Below are 19,774 nucleotides of genomic sequence, written 5' to 3'. Positions count from 1 at the left end.
GTCTAGCTCCCGCCACCAAACACAATGACGTAGCCGTCCAAATCTCGGACAGCAAACTCTCTCCACTGCATGCTGCCCATGTCCTCGACAATGGGGTCATATGCGATAATGGCCCCTTTGTCTCGGAATTCCTCGTACAGCGATTGAACACCATTAAAGTCGGAATAGGCGTACGTATCCCAAGCGGTAGGCGGGCCCGACCAATCGGCGGGATAAGTCATAGGTGATGGCTTCGCGTTCGGCCGGACATGCTCCGGTTTCTCTGCCTGCTGAAGGATGAAGCCAACCCCCTCACGCTCGGTATGTCCCCAATCGTCAATCGTAAAACCTAACACATTCGTATAGTATTCCTTCGCTTTATCCAGATCGGACACGAGGCGAACCTGCAGCGCGTTTTTAATTCTAGCCCGTACTTTATTGACGAATGGTTCACCAAGCTTATTGCTCTGCGCCGTATGTTCAACCAATTCAATCAGCTCCGTTCTTAATATTTGTTTCGCCCGCCTCAGTCGGCTGTCGATTGTGCCAACCGGTATGTCGAGCAGTCTGCTAATTTCTCTTGTATTTAATCCACTTATATAATACAGCCATGTTGTCGTTCGGTATTTGTCATCTAAGCTCGCAAGCGCCTTGCGTACCGCCTCGGCATCGGATCTTCGATTAACCATGTCGTCCAAGGTTGATCGGTCCGCGATTGTATCTGCTTCTATAATCGGCATCTCTACAACCTTGCGGCCGCGAAGCTGATCCTGACAGAGCCGCCTTGCGATACTGATGATCCAGCTCCCGAACTTGTCGTGCTCCTGCAGCTGGTCGAGCTTGAACCATGCTTTGACGAATGTTTCTTGTGCGATGTCTTGTGCCAGATGAAAGTCGCCCAGCATATTGAAGGCAACACCGTAAATAAAGTTCGAATAAGTCCGCACGACTTCCGCGAATGCTTCACGGTCACCATATGAGGATTTGCGAACAAGCTCTATATGTTGTTGATCAGTCACTTCATCCCCCCCTTCTATAAACATAGACGGAAAATAAATACAAAACCATTCATTTTTATTGGAGAAAATAAAAAAATCCATCGCTTGTGCAGCGATGGATTGCTTCATAAAAATCTATAAGTTCAATTACAGTTTCTTAACAACCAACGTATCGCTGGTTTCTAGACAATTTGAAAGTTCATCCATAAGCTTCACAATGTCCATTGGCTCATACGCAACCCGCGTCGGGTCAGTCGGTGCCACTCGCTCCAAGGTACCCTCACCCCATAGTGCCGCAATGCTGCGCATCTGTGCAGCATGCGCAGCTCGAATGTCGGATGGCTGATCGCCGATATAAACGCATTCCTCCGGGGCGGCATTCAATCGGCGTACCGCTTCCAATAGCGGGTCAGGATGCGGCTTATGGCGGTCCGTATCCTCTTGGGCAACCATGACCTCGAACAAGCCATCGAGCCCTTTCGCCTTCAGCTCACCTAACGCATATACCAGCGGCTTGGACGTTACAATGCCCATACGATACCCGCGCTGCTTCAATACCGCAAGCATCTCCGGTACGCCGGAGTAACAAATAATCTCGTCCTCCCGCTCAAGGTAATACTCATTTCCAGCCGCCAGGATCTGCTGCACCAGCTCCTCCTCGAACCATTCCCGATAGACGACCGGTACCGGCCGTCCCATCAGCTGTGCGTACTCCTCCTCTGTAGGAATCCTGCCAAGCACCTGCTCAAATCCATGCCGTGTACCTGCCAGCCCAAGTGTTTCGCTATCTTGAATGGTCCCATCGAGGTCCCACAGTACAATCGTCACCATAGATGCTCACCACTTTCATGAAAAATATTATGACGAGTGTAACATGCAAACGTAAGATAATCACCCCTTCGTACTAAACGACTGTATGTATTTATCTCGATCTTCTCGATAAACTTCCGTAAACTCACCGCCGGTGTACGTACCAACGACGTCACGCCAGAAACGGAGAGCAGGCTGGTTTACGCCCATCGGCCTTACCTCCTTGAACAGTTTCTATGAGCGTATTCGCTGCAACTGCCCCACTTCTCCTTCTTCTCCAAATAAGCGCCCTATAAGAAAAATACACCGCCCAGGGCTGTGACCCAGAAGGCGGTGTATTCAGTCTTATTTGGATTCTGTAGACACGAACTGCTTACGCTTAATGCTGCCCCAAGCGTGGCGGCCTTTTCTAAATTTCAGAATGCCCTCGATACGGAACAAAATCGTCAGCTGACGGTAACCGAGGTTCTCCAGCAGCGCGAACAACACGAGTCGCATAATATCCTTGAACGACGTGTACTTGCGGAATGAAATCTGCTCCAGCAGAATACTGCCCATCGACAGGGCTGTACCGAGCAGGAACGCTACGATGAAGTAGATGAGGAAGGTGTTGAATTCCAGCAAGCCGAACAGGTACGCCATCGGGATGAAGATGTAGCCTAGAAACTCGACCACGGGGCCAAACAATTCGAACAGCCAGTAATAAGGCAGCGTCAGCAGGCCGACAGCGCCATATTTCTTGCGGAACAACATGCCGCGGTAAGCGATCAGGTTGTCGAAGAGGCCAATCTGCCACCGTCTGCGCTGCACGCGCAGGTCATTAAGCGATTCTGGCGCCTGCGTCCAGCAGATCGGGTCGGCAAGGAACTTGATTTTATACTTGCGCTTCTCACGCTTCATTTTCTCATGCAGCTTAATAATAATGTCCATGTCTTCGCCGATCGTATTCGCCTTGTACCCGCCTACCTCGATAACCGCACTCTTGTTGAACGCGCCGAATGCGCCCGAGATAATAAGGATCGAGTTCAAGCGGCTAAGGCTAGTCCGGCCTGTCAGGAATGCTCGCAAATATTCGACGATCTGGAACGAGGCAATTCGGCTCTTCGGAATACGCATATCGATCAGCTTGCCGTCTTTAATGATCGAGCCGTTCGCAAGCCTTACGATACCGCCAACCGCAACCGTCTCCGGATGCTCTACGAATATCATCGTCAGCTTAATGAGTGCTTCATTCTCAAGAATGGAGTCCGCATCAATGCTCGCAAAGATCGGATACGAAGAAACGTTGATCCCTGCATTCAATGCATCGGCCTTGCCGCCGTTCTCCTTATCGACAAGAATGATACGTTCGTACTGCGGACTGCGATAAATGCCTCTAATGTCCTTCGTCTGTACGCTCCTCTTCACCGGTTGATTCACCAGCGTCAGCCCGAACTCTTCAATAATCTTATCCCGCGTGCTGTCCTTGGAGCCGTCATTGACGACAATAATCTCGTATTCGTAATAGTCCAGCGCAAGCAGCGACTTAATATTATCGACAATCGTTTTCTCTTCGTTGTACGCAGGAACGATGATCGAGATCGGAATCATGTTTTTCGAGCCGATGTACCGTTTATAGTCCGAAGATTTCATTTTTCTTAAGTATGAGAACAAATCGAAGACCGATACGAGCATTTGACCGTTGTAGAACAGATTAATCGCAATGGTGTAGATCATGCAAAAGCTGCTAAAGTACAATATGAATTTCCAAAATATATACATCTCCGTTACCTACTCTCCCGGTTATGGTGAAGCCGACTAAGACGACATCTCCAGGACACCAACGATTGCCTCGCTTGCGAATCGATCTTCACCTTTAATAATCGACTCCGCGTACTTTCTGCCACCTGGCAATGCTACCAGCGAGCTGGCTGCATTTTGTCTAACCCACCATTCTTTATCCTTAACGGCTTCCCCTAGGGAAGGAATGCTTTTATCTGTACCGATTTGCTCCAAGCCCTTCGCTGCGGCCGCACGGACTTCCCATTCTGAGTCCTCAAGCATGCCGATCAAATGCGATTCGTTCTCGCTGTCCTTCGTCTCTGCAATCGCGCGGATGCAGGCAATACGCAGGTTCTTGTTATCGCTGCTCGAGTACTTCACATAAACTGGCGTTAGGCTCGGGTGGCCTTCATCGGCTGCCGCTTTGATCAGAATGCCTCTCATATAGTCATCGCAGTGGTCGATTGTCTGCTCAATCAGCTTTACCTTAGAGCCCTTGAACGCGGTTACCACCTCGACAACTGCCCGGAAAGATAAGTTAATGTGACTGGAGTTGGCACTCAGAATCGCGGACAACCCTTCTACGTCACCGAGCTTCGCGAGCGCCAGCAGCATGTTGTACAGAACGTCGTTGCTGCGGCTGTCCTTAAGCTTCAGCATTTCCTCTCGCAGTGAGGAGACCCGGAAATCTCCAATATACCGGCAAGCGAGCGCGTGATTGAACGGGCTGCTCGATGACAGCAGGCGAGCCAAGTAAGCGTGAATCTCTGTTTCTTCAACGATCCGACCTACACGCCTCTGCTTCTCTTCAGGCAGTCTGTCCGCAAATTCGACCAGCTTCTTCATGAGCAGTTCTCTTCTTAACCAGCTGTTCCGTACATAACCAAGCAGCTTGCGTGAAATAACAATATTTTGTTCATACCCTTCAAGGGCAAAGACAGTGCCAAGCATCTGTTCCAGCGCTTCATTTGTTTTCTCCGTTGTTCGCTTCATGTAGTACGAGTAGATCCATGTACCAACAATCGCGAGAAAGAAAACAATCGACAGTCCTAACGAAATCCAGAGCAATAGCATTGCTGTATTCGTCATATGTGAGTCCTCCCTCCTATACTGGTTACTCCGCAAAAGCTGCCTGGATCAAGTCATAGCTCGACTTAGCACGCTGCTCATATTGAGGAACATCCCACGTATTCCATGCAAAAGTTTTGTATCCAATGGACGTTGCGCTCTCTGGGAAGTGATAGTCAACCGTGTCCGTTTGCTTATCGATAATAACGAGCGATGCGATGATCCCGTCCGTCATCCGCACGGTAAGGGCATCCTTCTGATCCGTTGAAATCGCTGTGTGCTTATCGTCATCAAGCACGAGCATGCTGGAAGGATCGGTGAAGTTCAATCTTATCCATGGGATACGGATATTGACCGTATTGCCCGTAATGTTAAAGTTGTTCGTGCTGCTTGTGAACGGCCCTGGCTGCAAGGATGAAGCATCCTCATATTGCGCATCGATCGTTTTGCCCATCTGGCTCTTAAAGGCCGGAGAAAGCTCTGTCAACATGCGCTCATATGTGCCTGTCAGATAGAGCGAGGTATAATAGGAACCTTTGCTTGCATTGTAGCTTGGAATAACGAGCAGCTCCGCCTTGTCTGAACTTTGAACGTTCAGATCGAACTCAGCTCCGGACCAGTTCTCGCTTCCATCGGACGACAGCTTGTATGCGCCGCTCCTCCGGTCAATTGTATCCAAATAGATATGAAGACCCTTCTTGGTCAAATCCGGCAGGCTGCTGAAATCCGCCTTGATATACAAGTAAGTTTCATCGGCATTAAGCGCTAACGTATTCAATGGCTTTGCACCACGCAGCGTCATTGCGTATTCCGATGACTGCTTCGACTCAAGCGCCATAATGCCATAGTTCTGAGCTGGTTCCGTTATATTGTGCCACATGGTGCCTCTGCTGTAAGGAATCATCCGTGATGTACTCGTGCTGCTGCTTCCCCACTCGTCAGCCCATTCGTAGATCAAGCTGCCCATTGCGCCGCTCTCCTTGATCGTATTCAGCATGGATACGATGCCTTCCCCTTGCGCGGCTTCTGTGCTGCTTACACCTGTTGGCAGACCAAACTCCGTAACCAATACCGGATAATGGTCATGCTCCTGCACAAAAGCATTCAAGTAAGTCTGGAAATCTGCATAGGCGTTATTGGCCTGCTTATGATCGGTAAAGCCTTCTTCGTTCGGGAATAGATTCAATGCGCCGAACACGCCGCCCGCTTCCGATTCCCCTACAATGTGCTCGTACTGGATAACACCCTGTGCATCCTTCGAGTCTGCAGGACCAAACATCGCATAGTAACGGCTGTCCACCTGCGGGCTGCTCACAACACCAACGGGGTGAATCATGTTATAGCTCGTCTGCTCATACCGAATAATCTGATCCGCACCTGCCGCCAGCCATGCCTCCGTGCGCGATGCACCGCTGCTGGCCTGAACGTACTTGCCTTCCTCGCTGATCGATCCCTTGCTCGCATTCGTTGCTATAACGGATGCTGGTGTAAGATCGGGATCAAACAGATAGCCGATGACGAAGCCCGAGACATCATTCATGTAGGAATCAGAATCGGATGCTCCTTCCTTCGCGACAACGGCATTGCCGTGAATCGCGTTGATGGTCGTTTCGAGCGACTGCTGCAAGGAAGCTGTGTACTCCGCATTCGTGAAATCACCATTTGGCGGCGTCTGCTGCAGCCCGATATTTTGAAGCAGATAGAGCTTCTTATCCGGGTTGCTGTTGTTATAACCGTCGAGCGCACGATAGAACGCCGGTGGCATTAGCGTATACACACGAATCGTGTTCGCGTTCATAGCTGCAATCTTCTCCAGCCAGTCACGGTAGAAGCTCGGATCGTCTGGCAGATTACCCGCCGAGCTGCCAGGAATCGTTGCACCTATATTGACGCCTTTTAGATATGTTTTGTTCCACGCATCATTATAATAAATCTCAACCTGCTGATCCGAAATCTTCGACACCAGCTTCGTACCGTCGCTTGCAATTGCGGTCTCCGCCTCAAAGGCCACTCGCTGTTCTGGTACTTCCACATCTTTCAATACTTTCGACATAAAAGGTACATAGAAATGCCAGTAGAAGTACGTAAGGTCTCCTTCACTATTCACACTGAAGTAGCGATAGAGCGTGGAAGCCCCGATAAACTGACTGATTTTGCTCGGCCCCCGGTAGTCTGTGAAATCTCCCGCCAAATAATAGGCATGCTTGCCGTCTTGATGATTAGCGATAATAGCAGGGAAACGATGCTCAAGACCAAATGGCTTCAGCTGGTTTGCACCTTCATCCGTTAAGTCCAGATCGTACCACGCGATAACAGACTTCTCGTCTGTTGGCGTTACAAGCTCGAACCAGTTGTAGTAATCAACCGGCTTCGTATTATAGTCCTTCTCATTCGTATCATCCATCTCAATACGCAGCGTCGATCCGGTATAGCCGACGTTGCGCTGCAATACGACGATGCGGTCGTTGCCAGCGATGACGATGCCCGCTCCCGATAGATCCCACTTCTTGCCGTACTGCTTCTCATAGGTGGCTCGAATCCAGTTCGGAACGTCGGCGGTCGAAGTCAGGTCGGAGAAGAACTTGCCGGCCATCCCCGTGAAGGTTACGCCGAATATGCCTTCCAGCTCCTTCGCTACGCTCGCCTTGGTCGGATCTCCAGCGATGTTGTACTCACCGATGACCGTTGTCCCACGCTCATAACTCGTCGCAACAACGCCAACCTCTTCCTTCGTCATACCCGAGATACCCGGATCTTCTACGCCATTTGCTCTCGAGTCGCCGGTTCCGTACATATCCGATAAGAAAATAACGTCCGGCACCGTCGTCAGCTTGCCAAGCGGCTTGTTGACCAGCTTTCCGTCCGATAAGAAATTACCATAATAATCGGCGTGCCCATTGTACGTTTTATTCGTAGTAGGATTCGTGATTCCAAGGCTTTTCATCACCCAGAACAGTCCGCTTTGCTTGCCATAATCCAACTTCTTAATAGTGCCGGATGCATCCGTCTCGGCAGGGAACGTCTTGTTCAGTACAACGATATCCATCTCCCGGCCCACCCCCAGCTTCCATATGACGAAGGGGGCGGCTATAGCTGCGAGCACCAGTGCGGCTGCGATATAACGAATTTTTATTTTACGAATACTCATAATATCGTCCTCATTTTCTAGCTTCTACGTTGAGAAATCCCTGTTGCACGACGTAATAGGACGGTTTCAAACGTTCATGGAAGGTTGGCATCTCCCACTCGTCCCAGCTGTAGGGTTCCATCGGTACATTTTGCTGCCCTTGTACTGCCCCGTTCTTCACTAGCTCGGCACCGATATGGAAGGCATCTACCTTCGTCGCTGAAATTTTGCCGCGCGCATACATATCATCGATGACCATCCGCTTCGCGGGGTCCATCACATTAAGCAGCTGCCATGGAATACGAATCTCCAGGTGGCCCTGATCATAGTAGAAGTCGCTCAATGAATAATAGTCCTTGCTGTCCGGATTCGCATTGCCGTACGTAAGCAAGCCCGTCTCATAGTCATTGAACGGCATCTGCTCGTCTGTACCTGGGACCTGAATTTCACTTTTGTTCAGAGCAAGCCGTATCGGATTGAAGATGCCTGAGTTCTTCTGTTGGAACGCCGCGTTCTTCTCGATCAGCTTCGTCAGAATGCCGTATCGGAAATAATAGTTATCGTAATAAGCATCAACCAACAGATGAGAATCCGTCTGTCCGTGGACTTTCAGAACAAAATCAGCTTGTCTGCTAAACGTTGTACCATATTGCTTCAAAGCATCATTACCTTGGCCATCGATCGTATCGAATGGGATTAGCAAGGTATCTTGATTGAAGTCGTAATTATCGGCATCGACACGGAGATAAAGGTAAGCTTCATCACTTGCGACGTACAAATCGAGTCCGTCCTGCGAATAAATCGGCTGATCGCCATTCCAGTCGTCCACGTTGCCATCTACGCTTCGTATCGTTGTATCCGCTCCTGGATCAAACGCCAACAAGCCAAAATGCTGCTCGTTCGTCTGAGGATTGGACCAGTACGGTCTTGAATCCGGTAAATCCAAATCGCTGTTGTTCCATGTCCGCTTAAACCACTCGTCCTGCCAAGCGAACACTAAACCACCGGCCAGATTGGCATCATGAATATCATTCATCATGTGCACGATCATGTCGCCCTGCGTTTTCTCATCAATATAGCCTTGGTTATAGCCTGTAATCTTGTTCTCATGCGCCTTGCCGCGGGATGCAGGAATACCGAACTCTGAGATTACGATCGGCATCGTGTGTACTTTCTTTATGTCTTCTAGATAGGCCCGGTACGGGTTAGGCTTGCCATCTTCGTCTTTATAAGCAATATAATCGGTCTGATAGCTGAAGGAATCTGGGTAGTAAGGATATACGTGATAGGAAACGAACATACCTGGTTTAAACGTATCATGCGGCTTCACATGCTCGACGTTCACTTCCACAAGGTCTTCGTTCTTATAAGGCTCGTTCGGATGCGTGAGCGGGTCGGTGGTGACCCAGTTGGAAAAGGCGACAGGCCGCTGCATGTTGTAGTTCTTCGTCTCGTATCCGATGATCTGGTCTCCAAGCTCGGCTAGGAAAGCTTCGAATGGCGATGCGCCCTCGGTGTACAAATATTGACCCTCATAATGATTGCGCTGCGGGTTGTTATCATTCGTCCCCACGACGAAGGAAGGGTCCCATTCAATCCCAAGTATCCAACCGACAACGTACTTGGAAATATCCGTTGTATATGCGCCGTCTGCATAGCCTTTATGTACAGGCAGATAAGCGTTACCGTGTATAATATCGACAATTTCTTCGCCACTCTTAACGACGTCATCCAGAATCTTGTCGTCGCTTCCGAAAGCATCATCGATGGTAAGCACGTCTTCCTCATTCACCCATACGCCATGAATGACGTAAATAGGCGGCTTGCCTGCTTTCTCCGCCGCTTGATTGAAGTCACTCAGCGCGTTGTAGAACTGCGGACGTTGTGTCGTGTACACCCTGATTGTGTTGGCGTTCATCTCGGAGATATAACCGAACCACCTGTAATATTCATCGTATGTAATGGCAACTTCTCCTGGAAAAGCACCTGGTTTGCCGGCTCCGATGTTCACGCCTTTCACGAACATCTCCTTCCAGTCATTCCCTTCCATAACATAGAACGACTGAGCATCCGTTTTGCTAATATACTGGACTCCGTTCAACTTCGGAGCGTCTGCTTGTTCATTCGTTTCTTTGTTCGAAAACAAACGATTATAACCGACAAAACATGCTCCACCTACGACCACAATTGACAATATGACAAGCAGAATCGTTTTATTCTTCGACATTTTCAAGGATAACCTCCTAATAAGTCCTCATATTATAGGCACATCGAACTACTGTCAATCTAAGTTGCCGCTGTAAACCGATTGCATTTCAGGCAGTTGGTGAAAAGTGCAAATAATATACCAAATAATGCAAATAAACTTTGCCCATTGGGCAAAGTTTATTTGCGTGACTATCGACCTATCTATTTCATTTGAATCCAACTATCGTAATAGTGAATCGCAATACCGGCAAAGGCCGGATGGCTCTGATATTGCTGATACACCGTCTGCAGCTGGCCGTCCATATAAGCTTTACTTTCCTCATAGAAGGTTACAAAATCATTCGCCGCAGAGAGACGGCCCGTCTCAACCGCAATGGTGCCTTTGACACCATAGGTTTGAAACAGCTTCATCTCTTTCGCCGCGATGCTAATGATGCCGTCTGCACCTTCCGCAGTATCGCGGTAAGCCATGATTGCTATGTTCTTCACATGCTGACACAACCACTCCGCTATATTGCCCTTGCCATATTGGTTGTCATACAACACGCCGTAAAACCAGAATGGAATATCGATGCCGAATGTTAAGCCTGCTTGTGCGCTCTGCTTCTCGAACCGCACCATCATCGTTTGATACGCGGTCAGAATCTGATTCTGTTCGCTCTCGTAGTTATCTAGGTCGTATGGCTCAACGTCCAAGTGAATGCCATCGAATTTCTCGGTTGCCGATGCAGCCGACTGGTAGGCCGTCAGCCAGTTCAGGAAAGTGTCCTGAAGCGCCTCGCCCCCTGCCGCCGCCCACTGAGGAGCGCCATCGAGTGCATGCACTTGAATGCCGCTGGCATGTGCCAGCCCGATGAATGTGCGATAAGCTTGCGTATTAACAGCTGCATCCACTTGCAGCAGCAACGTGTCTACTTTGCGATCCGTCAAATTACGAATAATCTGCTCGGGCTGTGTCTTAATCTTCGCAGCATCCCAGAGCCAAGTCGTAATATTCGTTTGGTCCATATAGGTGGTCTTCTGCTTCGCTTGAGCAGCGACCGGGAAGATTGTGCAGCAGATGAATGCTAAGGTTAAGATCGTGATGAATTTTCTCATTGCTGCTTCCCCTCTTCTATCGTGAAAATAAAAAGCACAGTCCGGATGGTTACCGAACTGTGCTGGATACGCACAATAAAAGGGTGCAGTGATTGCAACGTCACTTGAGACACGCTTCGTTCGGTAACTGGCTGCCATAGGTGAGTGATCACCCTTAGGCCCTGTAGTTTTGCGTCCCTGCCTTATCGACAGGTTTGCCATTATCGTGAAGCTTCTTAACGTGTCGTCCGCTCTACCGCGATCAACGAGAAGCTTGCTTTGTTCCTATCATATTGTAAACCAATCGACTTGTCCATCCATATTATGACACGAGTCTACTTTTTTTTATTAAGAATAGAAGATCTCTCGCTCCTCTGCGTGCTGCCCGCCAGCTAGTCGAATTGGCTGATCATTAGCGGATTGCCGACGCAATCCTTAAGGGTGAATGACTTATGGTCGCTGTAGCGCTCCAATGGCTGCACCTCGACGCCGCGCGCCAACAGCAATCGGTGCGTCTCCTTAATATCGTCCGTGCCGAAGCTGAACGATGCCCGTACCGCTGGCACTTCGTTATCCGTTTTCAACAAATGAAGCACATAATCGCCGTCAATCGTCAGTTCTACGAAGTTGCTGAAATCATGCACCCCAAGCGTAAATCCCAGGTTCTCGCAATACCATTGACTTGTCTTCTCCAAATCGTTCGCATAAACAAAATTGCCGACAATACGCTTTTGAACTAGTGCTTTCATTAGGATCTCCCTTTCTCCCTTTCCTTCACATGGATTGTCTCGTATACGGTGTTGTGAGCATGAGCAGGTTACCGTCCGGATCTTTAAAATAAAACCAAGCCTGTCCGCGCAGCAGCACGACACGTTCAACAGCCGATCGGTTAACCGTCAGCGCCCGATAGGTCTGGAACAACGAATCCGCGTCAGCTTCTCGAAACGCTGTCACGAATGATTCGAATAACGCAGCATGCGCCTTCGAATCCGTGTCGGCAGCAGACGGTGCCGCCGCAAAGTCCTCTTCCTCAAATCGGTGAAGCTGCCGATCCGCCGCCTTCTTCAGACGGGAACGGGCCCGATGCAGAGCAGCCTTAATTGCAGTGATCGGTTGCCCCAGCGCCTGCCCCGCCTCTGTGGGCGAGAAGCCGAACACATCCGTCAGCAGCACGAGCACGACCTGCCTTGGCTCCAGCCGGTCCATCAACAGCTCTAACGACTCGCGAACATCGAAGCGGCTCCATTCCTCGTACGGAATGCTCAACTGCTCCTCCAGCAGCTCCGGATAGAATGCGATTCGCCGACGACGACAGATATCGAACCAAGCATTCGCTGCCATGCGGTACAGATACGGCTTCGTCAACTCCCGCTCCGGCCAGCGCTGATAGCGGCGAAAAGCCTTCAGCATGACCTCCTGGTACAAATCCTCACCGTCCCATTCCGTCCCTGTCAGCTTGCGGCAGTAGCGCAGCAGCTCGACACGGAATGGCGTCGTCAGCTTCTCAAATTCACCTTCCGCGGCCATTGTCATGCTGAACTAGTCCCGACGATACTTTTGTTTGTGCGGATAGTAAGGCGAGTGAGGCAGCTCCTCGATGAAACCAAGCGCGTTGCCATCCGGATCGATACAGTCGAAGTAGCGAACCCCTTCCGCGTCCTCTTGAATGGCCGTCACTTCAATCCCCTTCGCCTGCAGCGCAGCATGGGATGCCCCAATGTCGAACGATTCGAAGTTGTAATAAGGGATGCGCATGCCATCACTCGCTTCAAAATGCGTGGGCTGCGCACGATCAACCTTCCACAGGTTCAGTATGGTTGCCTCATTCGGAAATGCCAGTCCGGTACAGCATTCACCATCATCAATGACTTCCAGATCAAATACACTTATGTACCAATCCGCCGATCGGCGCATATCGGTGACTGGAATGAAGATGCCGCTTACCTTGCTAATAACTCTTCTCATGGAATAATCCCCCATATTTTCTTATTCACTATCATAACGAAAATAGTGAAGCAAGAGATACGGGGGATGTATAAAAATATAAAATAATCCAATATGCGACTCGCAAAAGAACTAGAACATAATCTCGTAAATGCCAATGAGAATTAGTAGTGCACAGCCGATGAACTCTGCATACCGGCCCAGCGGTGAACGAGCGAACCGAATACCAATACGCACACCAAGCTCAACCGTCAAATAGGAGAACAATCCTACGGATAAGGAGCATAACAACGGAGACACACCGCTAATGCCCGCTCCGAAGCTGCTCGCCATCGCGTTGACCGACAAGGCGAGACCGATCGATACCGATTCGGCTCGCGACACCATACGCTTCTCTCGATTCGACTGTCCCGTGTTAGGATCAGAAGCAGCCTCCCGTTCCTGCACGTCTGGTGCTCGTCCCATTTTACCTTTAATCAGCTGTGATCGTATCCCCCACAATCCCATTGCGATGAGAATCAGACCACCTATCACATTGCCCCACAGAACGGGAAACAGATGTGCTAGCAACGACCCTGCGGTCATTGCCACGAATGCAGCGCTGGCGGATATTAACGCAATGACCAGGTTGGACAGCCAGGGTACTCGTGTCGAACGAGCACCGAAGGTTATCCCGACCCCCAGGTTATCAATGTTTGCTGCGATCCCAATAATTACAACGGAAACCCAATGCATGCTCCTCCCCCACCTCTCTTAGTAGCAGATCGGGCGGCAGCCTCTTACCTCCTGAATTCGTTATTCGTATTGAATCGAAAACCATCTATATCGTTAAAACTATGACCGTTTAGCAATCGAACATAACCTTTGACGCGAAAGAGGAACCGCCTATCCCAGTACCCTTGCTGACTTTCATGCATCTTCGAATGAACTCGTCATTATGGACCTCACACATCATATGTCCCCTTCTCCGTATTGGTGCATGCCTGTCCTAGAAAAAGCGGAACTGTCCGCAACCCCTTATGATCGCCCTCAACCCTCTGGCTTTAACACCCATTCTTTTATTTGCTCAGCCACCTGTGTCACAGGGGTATCCGTTGTATTGATAATAGGGAAATTGGCACGTTTGAATTCAGCATACTGCTTCTCGCCGTAGGCGATGGTCTGTTGAATACCATTGGGTGTCCAGCCTCCACGCTCGGTTAGCCGCTGATTCCGCGTATCTTGATTGCAGTGAAGAAGCAGGTAATGAAGCTGATCGAAATGGTGGAAATGATCGCATACAAAAACGTTATACGGATACGGAACCGCACCGAACAAGATCGTCGTATTCCCGCCCAATGCGTTATGATAAGCAATTCTAATCCAGTTATTGCACGCTGTTTGGAAATCTTGTTTCACTACGATCGTATCCATGTCGTACACATTAAATCCAACGCCTAGTACTTTTTGAACCTCGTACGACACCGTTGTTTTACCCGAGCCACTAGTGCCTGCAACAATAAAGAGTGGAAATGTCAATCCGATCACCTGCCAGCCATCAATCTATTCAGCCTTTCAACCTACCGCCTGAACGCTGCTACTAGTTTATGAGCGAATACGCATGACTGCCCTCCGCATATGCCAAAAAAGGCAGTAACCCCCACGGGTCACTGCCTCCTTCGTCTCTTACTTGCAAACTACGCGTCACCCATCAGCATGCCTGTTGTAATCTTAAATCGGCATTTACAGGTTCACACTTCGCATATCGGCATATCGTAGTCCGGCGGCCGCGCCTTTAGGCGCCGCCTCATCTATCCGTGCCAGATCATCATTCGTCAGCTCAATGGCAGCAGCTCCGACATTCTCCTCCAAGTACTCCCTACGTTTCGTTCCCGGAATCGGTATGATGTCATCGCCCTGCGCCAGCAGCCATGCCAGTGCTAATTGAGACGGCATAACGCCTTTCTCTGCAGCGATCTCTTCTACTCGCCGAACGAGCTCTAGGTTCTTGTTGAAATTGTCCCCTTGGAACCGCGGCGAGAATCGCCGGTAGTCATCTTCGTCCAAATCCTCGAATTTCTGTATCTGACCCGTTAGAAACCCACGTCCGAGCGGACTATAAGGAACGAAGCCGATCCCAAGCTCACGGCATACGGGTAAAATCTCATCCTCTACATCGCGGCTCCACAGCGAATATTCGGTCTGCAAAGCCGAGATCGGATGGACAGCGTGTGCCCGGCGAATCGTTGAGGCGGCAGCCTCCGACATGCCAAGATAACGAACTTTTCCCGCCGTGACTAACTCAGCCATGGCACCAATCGTCTCCTCAATCGGCGTATTCGGATCCACCCGGTGCTGATAATACAGATCAATATGATCAACGCCAAGTCGGCGAAGACTTGCATCGCAAGCTTCTCTCACGTACGCAGGACGTCCATTCACACCGAGAAATTTGCCGTCTGCACTTCGCATGTTGCCGAATTTCGTCGCTAGTATAACCTCGTTGCGGCGCTCTTTCGTAGCCCTGCCAACAAGCTCTTCGTTCAGTCCAACGCCGTACATATCTGCTGTATCTAAGAAGTTCACACCAAGCTCGATCGCTCGGTGGATGGTGCGAATAGACTCTGCCTCATCACGTCCGCTATAGAAGTCGGACATCCCCATGCAGCCAAGACCAAGTGCCGAGACTTTCAACCCGCTTGTCCCTAACGATTGCTGCTTCAAGAACAGTCACACCTTTCCACTCATCACACAGATTTTCGGCCGCCCTTCGCTGCCTATGCAATCGGCCTACGCCCATCATACACCTTGGCGTTCACTCTAGAACAAGCACCATTTGACCTGTTTCTTAGCCCAAAAGGCTGAATCCCATATTCGGGACTTCAGCCTTTCAGCCTTCTATATCCGCCTAGTCCCGAAGCAGCGTAGACTTCAGCACCTTGATCGCCTCCGAGATATGGGCAAGCTCTGTATCCGACACATCGTTCACCTGCTGCATGAACAATCCCCTCATATGGGCAAAAGATTCCGCCATTCGCGCTTCTCCACCCGCAGACAACCGAATGTACTGCTTCCTCCGGTCCTCCGTGTCGTCGATTTTCTCGCATAGACCTTTATCCGTCAGCTTCTTGATCTCTCGGCTTGTGTTCGGCATCGAAATCCCCATGCACTCGCTCAGCTGACTTAACGTAATTGGCTGCTTCACCGACAGAAACTCAAGAATTTCGTATTGAAGCGGTGTAATATCATCCATCGGCAAACCCTTCGTCATGTCGTAATGCAGTTGATGAGCGGACGCAATAAGGGACACCATCTGCTCGAACAAGGCTTCCTTCGACACCATCATGAAACATCTCCTCGTACAGGATCATCGTTTAATTTTATTATCAAAATACAATTATCAATTGACAACTAATAATCCGAATGCTAACTTATTATCAAATGATAACAAAGAAGGTGCCCTATGAAAACCCTCATCATTTATACGCATCCGAATCACAACAGCCTGAGCCATGCTTTTCTGCAGCGCACACTCCAAGGCCTGCATGACAATCCGCATATCGCGGAGCTGGACATTCAAGTGCTCGACCTATACGCCGAAGGCTTCGATCCGCTGCTCGTGTTCAACGAGAACAAGCGGAGAAGAGATATGCATAAGGACCCGGCTCTCGAGAAGTACAGGAATCAGCTGCTGTGGGCGGACCGAATTATTTTTATCTACCCGATCTGGTGGGGGCGTCCTCCAGCGATGCTGCTAGGGTTCATTGACCGCATGTTCGCATCGAACTTCGCCTATCGCGAGAAGGGCGGGTTACTGCCCGAAGGGCTGCTGAAAGGCAAATCGGTCGTCTGTGTCTCCTCCATGAAAGGTCCGACCCTCTATCCGCTGCTATGGCTGGGCAATGCGCACAAAATCCTTATGAAAAGAGCACTCCTCCGCTATGTCGGCATCAAGAAAGTAAAGTTCTTTGAATTCGGGGGCATGGAGAAGAAGCAGGGTAAACAAGCGAAGAATCTCGACCGAATCTACCGTTATTTCCGAACCGCTGCGCAATAACCGTCATTATTCAAACAGCCAGTCGTCGAATATCGATCGAAGACTGGTTATTTATTTGCGTTCGCCAACGGATTATAGTTGTAGTAACCACCATCCAACTTATCCATGAAACATGTCACTACGGATCGACGTCTATACCCTTATACTTACACGTAACCGACACACACATAATCAACGGGGTGAAACGGACATTGAAACGAAGACAAAGCTTGATTCATTATAAAACCATCGCGTTCGCCAGTACGATTGCCGGCGCCGTCCTTCTATGGGCCGGACCTGCTTCAGCGGAGGCTCGATTTACGGACTTGCAGTATTCGAAGTGGGCCGAGGACAGTATTAACTATATGGCCAATCGCGGCACCGTCGCTGGATACGGGAACGGACAGTTCAAACCCGAAGGACGAGTAACCCGTGCGCAAGCAGCGGCATTCCTGGTGAGGGAGTTGTATCCTGAGCAGCAGCCCGATACGAAACAAACGTATTCAGACGTCAGCACCTCCTACCCTTTCTACCGAGAGATCTCAATCGCTGCGCGAAACGGGTTGACCGGCGGATTCCCTGACGGGACCTTCCATCCGGATGCGCCCATTACCCGTGCCGAGACTGCGGCGCTCTTGACGCGTGCGTACGAACTGACGAATGGCAATCAGTCGACCGCCGGTTTATCCGATACAGCCACGCACTGGGCGGCGGAGCCGATTCGCACGATGAGCTCGAATGGCCTAATTGGCGGCTACTCCGACGGCACCTTCCGTCCGAACCAATCCGTATCGCGGGCGGAGTTCACTGTCTTCATGACGAGAGTCATCCGCTTCGAACGGGCGGCCGCAATTGAGGCGCATGATTGGGATAAGCTGATCTCGTATATGACCGTGAGCGAGCAGGTTGGCCAAATGCTCATGCCCGATATTCGGCAGTATAACGGCAAGGCAACGACAACGGTTAATGATGGGATCAAGAGCAATCTGCATGATCAGAATTTGGGCGGACTCATTATTTTCGACAAAAATATTATCGACGCCAAGCAGCTAACGACGTTTACTCACGACCTGCAAGCCGAAGCTGGCGATATCCCGCTGTTTCTCGGCATCGACCAGGAGGGCGGTGTCGTCAAACGGATTCCAGGCGGCACGAATTTGCCTGGGCAGATGGCGCTTGGCGCAGCAGGCGACGCTTCACTCGCAGAGGCTGCTGCGCGTCTGACAGGCGAGGAGCTGAAGGCGCTCGGGCTGCAGGTCAATTTTGCCCCGGTGCTCGATATTAACAGCAATCCCGACAACCCGATTATCGGGATGCGGTCGTTCAGCTCGAACCCGGATCTCGTAACGAAGCTCGGCCTATCCACGATTCGAGGATTGCAGCAGTCGGGCGTCGTTGCAGCGGTCAAACATTTCCCGGGACATGGCGACACGACAGTCGATTCCCATCTTGGCCTGCCGGTGCTTAATCATACCCGCGAACGTCTAGATAGCGTGGAGCTGAAGCCGTTCAAAGCCGCTATCGGCAGCGGGGTCGAGATGATCATGACGGCGCATATTGCGTTCCCGGCGGTAGATAACGACCATGTAACGTCACTCAAGGACGGCAGCAGTGTGCCCATTCCGGCGACGCTGTCGAAGAAGGTGCTTACGGGGCTGCTTCGCGGAGAGCTGGGCTATGAGGGCGTCATCATTTCGGATGCGTTTACGATGGAGGCGATTGCGGACCATTTCGGCGAAAATCAAGCCGTCGTACGCGCCGCCCAAGCAGGCGTCGATATCATTCTCATGCCGCAAGACTCCGCCTCCGCACACCAAGCGCTTGTGCAGGCCGTGAAGAACGGTTCCCTCTTAGAGGCATCGGTTCACGATTCAGTGAAACGGATTCTAGAGCTGAAGGCGAAGTATGGCCTATTCGATCCGCAGGAGAGCTTGTCGACCCAACTGGGTGCGCTAAGCAAGGTCGTCGGGTCTAATGCGCATCGCGCTGTGGAAACCGAGATCGCAGAGAAGGCGGTAACGGTGTTGGCGAGCCGCAATAGCGCTGGGCCTGATCTAATTCAAGCCGGAGACCGCGTCGTCATCGCCGCTGCAGACGAGGAGCAGGCGAAGCAGCTGCAGAAGCAGCTGACTCAAGCGGGGTCATCCATGTCGCTTAAGACGGACATCGCGATCATTGGGCAGGCGAACACGAATGCACTGCTGAATAATGCCGACTATGTCATTGCGGCCTCCTACCAGTTCCGTAACGTCGCCAGCCAATTCGACTGGTCCGGCACGCAGGGAATCATCGACTACTTGAACGGTAAGAGTAAGCGCTATGCGCTGCTCTCACTCGGCAATCCGTACGAGATGCTATACGTCGATGACGTCCGTTCCGGCCTTGCCGTGTATGGCAAGCAGGAGCCGAATACGTTGGCGGGCATTAAGGTTCTGCTTGGCCAATTGGAGCCGAAAGGCGTATTGCCGGTGACATTGGAACAGTAGGAGCAGCAGGAGCAGTAGGAGCAGTAAGAGCAGCAGGACAGTAAGAGCAGCAGGAGCAGTAAGAGCAGCAGGAGCAGTAAGAGCAGCAGGGCTGACGGTTGCAGCAGCGCTTATTTGGATCGAAACGCAGCCTCTTAAATTGTAAGGGTTGCAGGAGGGCTTATTCGCTCGATACCATGCTGAAACGGCGTAGTTCCGCAACATAGCCTCCATAACATCCGTTACACGATCATCAGCCGCATTATCACCCGAATAACCGCTGTAGCATCCATTAGGCGTATCGCGGCCGCCAGCGATTGCT

The 19,774-nt window shown here is 50.7% G+C and carries 17 protein-coding genes and 1 riboswitch; of the genes, 2 read left to right on the top strand and 15 right to left on the bottom strand.

Features of this window, described 5'->3' with window-relative positions; all coding sequences use genetic code 11:
* Positions 1-2: 2 nt before the first annotated feature.
* The 15 genes from DFQ01_RS09565 to DFQ01_RS09500 all read right to left on the bottom strand — a co-directional run bounded on the left by DFQ01_RS09565 (position 3) and on the right by DFQ01_RS09500 (position 16,297).
* On the bottom strand, positions 3-998 hold the full coding sequence (locus DFQ01_RS09565; RefSeq protein ID WP_174812923.1) for a sigma-70 family RNA polymerase sigma factor: 996 nt from the start codon (positions 996-998) through the stop codon (positions 3-5).
* Between the two features lie 126 nt (positions 999-1,124).
* A complete protein-coding gene (locus tag DFQ01_RS09560; protein ID WP_110043667.1) occupies positions 1,125-1,808 on the bottom strand; it encodes an HAD family hydrolase in 684 nt (227 codons plus the stop codon).
* A gap of 60 nt (positions 1,809-1,868) precedes the next feature.
* Positions 1,869-1,997: a hypothetical protein gene (locus DFQ01_RS31870; protein ID WP_281271997.1), complete on the bottom strand. Its 129-nt coding sequence runs from the start codon at positions 1,995-1,997 to the stop codon at positions 1,869-1,871.
* A 135-nt stretch (positions 1,998-2,132) separates the two neighbouring features.
* Positions 2,133-3,503: a glycosyltransferase family 2 protein gene (locus DFQ01_RS09555; protein WP_245946596.1), complete on the bottom strand. Its 1,371-nt coding sequence runs from the start codon at positions 3,501-3,503 to the stop codon at positions 2,133-2,135.
* Between the two features lie 81 nt (positions 3,504-3,584).
* Positions 3,585-4,637, bottom strand: coding sequence for a HEAT repeat domain-containing protein (locus tag DFQ01_RS09550; protein WP_110043665.1), 1,053 nt, complete (start codon positions 4,635-4,637; stop codon positions 3,585-3,587).
* Between the two features lie 25 nt (positions 4,638-4,662).
* Positions 4,663-7,764: a hypothetical protein gene (locus DFQ01_RS09545; RefSeq protein ID WP_110043664.1), complete on the bottom strand. Its 3,102-nt coding sequence runs from the start codon at positions 7,762-7,764 to the stop codon at positions 4,663-4,665.
* A 10-nt stretch (positions 7,765-7,774) separates the two neighbouring features.
* Positions 7,775-9,970 carry a family 2 glycosyl transferase gene (locus tag DFQ01_RS09540; RefSeq protein WP_110043663.1) on the bottom strand — a complete coding sequence of 732 codons (2,196 nt, stop codon included), beginning with the start codon at positions 9,968-9,970 and terminating at the stop codon, positions 7,775-7,777.
* Between the two features lie 182 nt (positions 9,971-10,152).
* Positions 10,153-11,049 carry a hypothetical protein gene (locus tag DFQ01_RS09535; protein ID WP_110043662.1) on the bottom strand — a complete coding sequence of 299 codons (897 nt, stop codon included), beginning with the start codon at positions 11,047-11,049 and terminating at the stop codon, positions 10,153-10,155.
* Between the two features lie 119 nt (positions 11,050-11,168).
* Positions 11,169-11,258: riboswitch (cyclic di-GMP riboswitch) on the bottom strand.
* A gap of 162 nt (positions 11,259-11,420) precedes the next feature.
* Positions 11,421-11,777, bottom strand: a complete 357-nt coding sequence (locus DFQ01_RS09530; protein WP_110043661.1) for a VOC family protein — start codon at positions 11,775-11,777, stop codon at positions 11,421-11,423.
* Positions 11,778-11,802: 25 nt separating this feature from the next.
* Entirely contained in the window at positions 11,803-12,561 is a 759-nt protein-coding gene (locus tag DFQ01_RS09525; protein ID WP_110043660.1) for a sigma-70 family RNA polymerase sigma factor, read from the bottom strand.
* A gap of 6 nt (positions 12,562-12,567) precedes the next feature.
* Positions 12,568-12,993, bottom strand: a complete 426-nt coding sequence (locus DFQ01_RS09520; protein ID WP_174812922.1) for a VOC family protein — start codon at positions 12,991-12,993, stop codon at positions 12,568-12,570.
* 111 nt (positions 12,994-13,104) lie between these two features.
* Complete coding sequence (locus DFQ01_RS09515; RefSeq protein WP_110043658.1) at positions 13,105-13,707, bottom strand: manganese efflux pump MntP; 603 nt, start codon at positions 13,705-13,707, stop codon at positions 13,105-13,107.
* 294 nt (positions 13,708-14,001) lie between these two features.
* Positions 14,002-14,490 carry an AAA family ATPase gene (locus DFQ01_RS09510; protein ID WP_110043657.1) on the bottom strand — a complete coding sequence of 163 codons (489 nt, stop codon included), beginning with the start codon at positions 14,488-14,490 and terminating at the stop codon, positions 14,002-14,004.
* A gap of 204 nt (positions 14,491-14,694) precedes the next feature.
* A complete protein-coding gene (locus tag DFQ01_RS09505) occupies positions 14,695-15,675 on the bottom strand; it encodes an aldo/keto reductase (protein ID WP_110043656.1) in 981 nt (326 codons plus the stop codon).
* Positions 15,676-15,859: 184 nt separating this feature from the next.
* The gene (locus tag DFQ01_RS09500; RefSeq protein WP_342769983.1) at positions 15,860-16,297 is read right to left on the bottom strand and encodes a MarR family winged helix-turn-helix transcriptional regulator; all 438 of its coding nucleotides are present in this window, start codon (positions 16,295-16,297) and stop codon (positions 15,860-15,862) included.
* 117 nt (positions 16,298-16,414) lie between these two features.
* On the opposite strand from DFQ01_RS09500, the gene DFQ01_RS09495 reads away from it, so the two are divergent.
* Positions 16,415-17,008 carry an NAD(P)H-dependent oxidoreductase gene (locus DFQ01_RS09495; protein ID WP_110043654.1) on the top strand — a complete coding sequence of 198 codons (594 nt, stop codon included), beginning with the start codon at positions 16,415-16,417 and terminating at the stop codon, positions 17,006-17,008.
* Between the two features lie 191 nt (positions 17,009-17,199).
* Positions 17,200-19,473 (top strand): glycoside hydrolase family 3 N-terminal domain-containing protein, encoded by a 2,274-nt coding sequence (locus tag DFQ01_RS09490; RefSeq protein WP_146216851.1) that lies wholly within the window; start codon positions 17,200-17,202, stop codon positions 19,471-19,473.
* Positions 19,474-19,774 lie beyond the last annotated feature (301 nt).

Source organism: Paenibacillus cellulosilyticus, assembly GCF_003182255.1.
GTDB lineage: Bacteria > Bacillota > Bacilli > Paenibacillales > Paenibacillaceae > Paenibacillus_T > Paenibacillus_T cellulosilyticus.
This window is presented reverse-complemented; position numbering and strand designations above follow the sequence as displayed.

Coding starts and splice junctions, on each gene's coding strand:
- DFQ01_RS09535 (WP_110043662.1), bottom strand. CDS start 11,049: ATGAGAAAATTCATCACGATCTTAACCTTAGCATTCATCTGCTGCACA.
- DFQ01_RS09520 (WP_174812922.1), bottom strand. CDS start 12,993: ATGAGAAGAGTTATTAGCAAGGTAAGCGGCATCTTCATTCCAGTCACC.
- DFQ01_RS09555 (WP_245946596.1), bottom strand. CDS start 3,503: ATGATCTACACCATTGCGATTAATCTGTTCTACAACGGTCAAATGCTC.
- DFQ01_RS09560 (WP_110043667.1), bottom strand. CDS start 1,808: ATGGTGACGATTGTACTGTGGGACCTCGATGGGACCATTCAAGATAGC.
- DFQ01_RS09545 (WP_110043664.1), bottom strand. CDS start 7,764: ATGAGTATTCGTAAAATAAAAATTCGTTATATCGCAGCCGCACTGGTG.
- DFQ01_RS09525 (WP_110043660.1), bottom strand. CDS start 12,561: ATGACAATGGCCGCGGAAGGTGAATTTGAGAAGCTGACGACGCCATTC.
- DFQ01_RS31870 (WP_281271997.1), bottom strand. CDS start 1,997: ATGGGCGTAAACCAGCCTGCTCTCCGTTTCTGGCGTGACGTCGTTGGT.
- DFQ01_RS09500 (WP_342769983.1), bottom strand. CDS start 16,297: ATGATGGTGTCGAAGGAAGCCTTGTTCGAGCAGATGGTGTCCCTTATT.
- DFQ01_RS09540 (WP_110043663.1), bottom strand. CDS start 9,970: ATGTCGAAGAATAAAACGATTCTGCTTGTCATATTGTCAATTGTGGTC.
- DFQ01_RS09530 (WP_110043661.1), bottom strand. CDS start 11,777: ATGAAAGCACTAGTTCAAAAGCGTATTGTCGGCAATTTTGTTTATGCG.
- DFQ01_RS09550 (WP_110043665.1), bottom strand. CDS start 4,637: ATGACGAATACAGCAATGCTATTGCTCTGGATTTCGTTAGGACTGTCG.
- DFQ01_RS09515 (WP_110043658.1), bottom strand. CDS start 13,707: ATGCATTGGGTTTCCGTTGTAATTATTGGGATCGCAGCAAACATTGAT.
- DFQ01_RS09495 (WP_110043654.1), top strand. CDS start 16,415: ATGAAAACCCTCATCATTTATACGCATCCGAATCACAACAGCCTGAGC.